We start from the raw sequence: 3352 nt of genomic DNA, 5'->3' as shown, positions 1-3352 counted from the left end.
ACCGCGCAGCCATGGACGAGGTGGTGCAGATGATGGCCGGGATGGCGTACATGACCGGGCCAAAGGGGCGTCCGTTGCGCATCGTGTCTTCTGCCAATGACATCATGGGCGGGCTGTTTGCCGCCTACGGCGTGCTCGGCGCGCTGATCCAGCGCGGCAAGACCGGGCAGGGGGCTGCGGTCCGTTCGGGCCTGTTCGAGAACTGCCTTCTGCTGGTGGCCCAGCACATGGTGCAGTTCGACATCGAAGGCGAGGAAAGCCCGCCGATGCCCGAGCGGGTGTTCTCCTGGCCGATCTACGACCTGTTCGAAACGGCGGACGGGCGGCAGATATTCGTGGGCGCGGCGACGGACGGGCAGTGGGAGAAACTGTGCATCGGGCTCGGGCTGGAGCACTTGCTCGCGGATGACCGTCTGAAGACCCGCCCCGACCAGATCAGAGCGCGTGACTGGACCCTGCCGCAGATTGCGGCGGTGATCGTTGCACGGCCCTTCGACGAGATGGTGCAGGTGATGGAGGCCAACGACCTGCTGTTCGCCCCGGTTTCCCGTCCTGCCGAGATGTATGACGATCCGCATGTGAACAGGCCCGGCGGGCTCTTCACCTCCGAATGCCGGGACAAGAAGGCTTTCCGCGCTCCCGCGGTGCCGGTCGAGATAGACGGGCGACCCATCGTGTCCGAAAGCGTCACTGTGCCCTCGGTCGGCGAGCACACGGCAGAGATCCTTGGCGCGTTGAAGGTGCAGGCATGATCCGCGTCCTTGCGGCCTACCCGGAAGGTCGGATCGCATTGCGTGAGGTCGGCCTGCGCGACGGTCTGCAGATGACGAAATCCTGGCCCACGACAACACAGAAGCTGGAGTGGGTCACGCGGGGCGCGGCTGCGTGACGAGACGGGCAAGGGCACAATCATCAACGCCGGGATCGCCACGGCCTTTGGCTGTTCGATCGTGGGTGATGTGTCCGGCGATGACGTGATGCGGATGGTGGAGCGTCGTCGCGGTCTTCATGCGCTACGTCCTGACAGCCCGCTTCTGTGGTCCGACGAGGTGACCGGCTGGGCGTTGGTGGCGATGATTTCCTGCGGGGTGGCGGAAGCCTACCGGCGGGGCGATCACATCGCCATCGACCTGCTGACCGACCGCCTGCGCGGCCCTTCCCGCGCGGTACAACGGGTGTTTGCCGCCCTCGCCGTTCTGGTGCTCTCCGGCGTCCTGTTTCTGTCCACGTGGGAAGCGGTGGAATTCTTCCGCATGTTCGGCAGCTACACCACCGGACACCTCGAAATCCCGGGCTGGATCCCCCAGGCGCCGCTGATGCTTGCGGCGGCGATGCTGGCCCTCGTCGCGCTCACGCGCATCCTCGACGCCGTCGCTGGGCGGAGCCAATGACCATCCTTTTCGTCTTCGGCGGGCTGATCCTGCTGCTCCTGACCGGAATGCTGATCTTTGCCGCGCTGGGGCTGACGGCCACGGCGATCCTGCTGTTCTTCGAGGGCCATATCGGCCCGATTTCCGACACCGGCATGGCGCACCTGTCCAAGCCTGTGCTGATGACAATCCCGCTCTTTGTCTTCATGGCGCAGATCATGATCAAGGCGAAGGTCATCGACGATCTCTACGACATGGCGAACCCGGTGATAGGCCACATCCGGGGCGGCCGCGGGGTGGCGACGGTGCTGTCCTGCACGATCTTCGCCGCGATTTCCGGATCGTCAGTGGCCACGGCCCTGTCGATCGGTTCCAGCGTCATCCCGCAAATGAAGCGCTATGGTTATCCGGAACGCGAGGCGCTGGGGGTGATCGCCGCGGGTGGAACCCTGGGCATTCTCATTCCCCCTTCGGGCCCGATGAACCTCTGTGCCATCTTCTCGGACGCTTCCATCGGCGCCCTGTTCCTCGCCGGCATCCTGCCCGGCCTGATGCTGGCGGTCATGTTCTCCATCTACTGCATGTGGAAGGGCGGAACACGCGAACAGACCTCCTGGGCGGGATGGGGCGCTGTGATGCTGGCGCTGCGCAAGTCGATCTGGGCCGTGCTGACACCGCCGATCATCATGGGCGGCATATACGCGGGTGTCTTCACCGCTTCCGAAGCCGCCGCCGGGTGCCTCTACGCACTACTCGTTGCGGCGCTGGCCTATCGCACCCTCACACCCCGCATGATCCGGGACTGCGCTTATGCCACGATGCGGACCTCGATGATGGTCTTCATGATCATCGCGGGGGCTGCGATGTTCGGGCATGCCATCACCATCATCCGCCTGCCGGTCGGCGTGACGGAGGGTGTTGCCGCGCTCGGCCTATCTCTGCTGGCCTTCATCCTCGTGGTCATGGCGCTGATCTTCGTCATGGGCATGTTCTTTGATTCCATCGCAATCATTCTGATCACTACGCCAATCCTGTTGCCGACGATGCACGCGTTGGACATCGACCTCGTCTGGTACGGTGTGCTTCTGACAATCAACCTCGAACTGGCGATGATCACGCCTCTTGTCGGTTTGAACCTGTTCGTCATCAAGGGGATCACCGATGCTCCCGGGGTGCCACAGCCGCCGACCGGGCTCATGACGGATCTGCGGGCCCGCCGGACAGCACTGGCGAAGCCGCCCCATGTCACCGGGTGTCTGGGCTGATTGGGCGGGCGGGCAGTTGCCGAATGGTAACATGCGGCCGTCGGGCGCAACGGCGGAAGAGAATGCGTGCCCATCCCCGCCTCGGAAGCAGAGGCCACACGTTCAGGAAAAGGCGCCTCCGCAAGGGCTTACTGGTCGAACTCCAGGTGAATCTTCTCCGAGACTTCGGAGCCCTCGGTAAAGCGGTCGATGCCGTAGCCCGAGATGTCGACAGGTGAGGCCTCGCCCCGCACGAGCGCGGCGAGGCATTCGCCGACCGCCGGAGCGATCTGGAACCCGCCGCCGCTGCCGCCGAAGGCATGGAACAGGCCCGGAGTGGTGGTGCTGGCGCCAATCACCGGGAGCATGTCGGGCAGATAACCCTCGACCCCGGACCAGACGCGGATGATTTCTGCCCGCGCCAGCATGGGGATGCATTCGACGAGCGTGCGCATCCCTCGCAGTGTCTTGGCTGGCGGCACGTAGGTGAACTCGCCCGAAGGCAGAGAACGGGTGCGCGGGTAGCCCGAAAAGATGATGTTGCCGCGCGGGATCTGACGCACGATGACATCGCCCTCCACCATATGCACCGACGGGTGCAGTCGGTGCGGCAGGGGCTCGGTGACGAATTGCGGCGGGCCGGCGCTGAACATCGGCACGGGCTCTCCGGCCTGCTGGGCGAGCTTGCCGGCCCAGGCCCCCGCGGCGTTGACGAGCCTTGGCGCTTCGAAACACCTG

Annotated in this window: 5 protein-coding genes; 4 read left to right on the top strand and 1 reads right to left on the bottom strand. The window is 64.9% G+C overall.

The genetic code is table 11. The features are described from left to right. The 4 genes from ACEQXV_RS19585 to ACEQXV_RS19570 form a co-directional block, all read left to right on the top strand. On the top strand, positions 1–752 hold a 752-nt coding region (locus tag ACEQXV_RS19585; protein ID WP_370270568.1), incomplete at its 5' end, for a CoA transferase. Beyond that, positions 749–889, top strand: coding sequence for a hypothetical protein (locus ACEQXV_RS19580; RefSeq protein ID WP_370270567.1), 141 nt, complete (start codon positions 749–751; stop codon positions 887–889). The genes ACEQXV_RS19585 and ACEQXV_RS19580, both read left to right, overlap by 4 nt. 61 nt (positions 890–950) lie before the next feature. After that, positions 951–1391 carry a TRAP transporter small permease gene (locus ACEQXV_RS19575; protein ID WP_370270566.1) on the top strand — a complete coding sequence of 147 codons (441 nt, stop codon included), beginning with the start codon at positions 951–953 and terminating at the stop codon, positions 1389–1391. Further along, positions 1388–2635 (top strand): TRAP transporter large permease, encoded by a 1248-nt coding sequence (locus ACEQXV_RS19570; RefSeq protein ID WP_370270564.1) that lies wholly within the window; start codon positions 1388–1390, stop codon positions 2633–2635. Before ACEQXV_RS19575 ends, ACEQXV_RS19570 begins: the two co-directional genes overlap by 4 nt. A gap of 128 nt (positions 2636–2763) precedes the next feature. Here the strand turns inward: ACEQXV_RS19570 and ACEQXV_RS19565 are convergent. Beyond that, positions 2764–3352 (bottom strand): NAD(P)/FAD-dependent oxidoreductase (locus tag ACEQXV_RS19565; RefSeq protein ID WP_370270563.1); only part of this gene is annotated, 589 nt, incomplete at its 5' end.

Origin of the sequence: Nioella sp. (assembly GCF_964229645.1) — a bacterium.
GTDB lineage: Bacteria > Pseudomonadota > Alphaproteobacteria > Rhodobacterales > Rhodobacteraceae > Nioella.
The sequence above is the reverse complement of the archived record's forward strand: the minus strand, read 5'-3'. Positions and strand labels throughout refer to the sequence as shown.

What these genes read in the sequence shown, in the direction of transcription:
- ACEQXV_RS19580 (WP_370270567.1), top strand. Translation starts at nt 749, where the DNA reads ATGATCCGCGTCCTTGCGGCCTACCCGGAAGGTCGGATCGCATTGCGT.
- ACEQXV_RS19570 (WP_370270564.1), top strand. Translation starts at nt 1,388, where the DNA reads ATGACCATCCTTTTCGTCTTCGGCGGGCTGATCCTGCTGCTCCTGACC.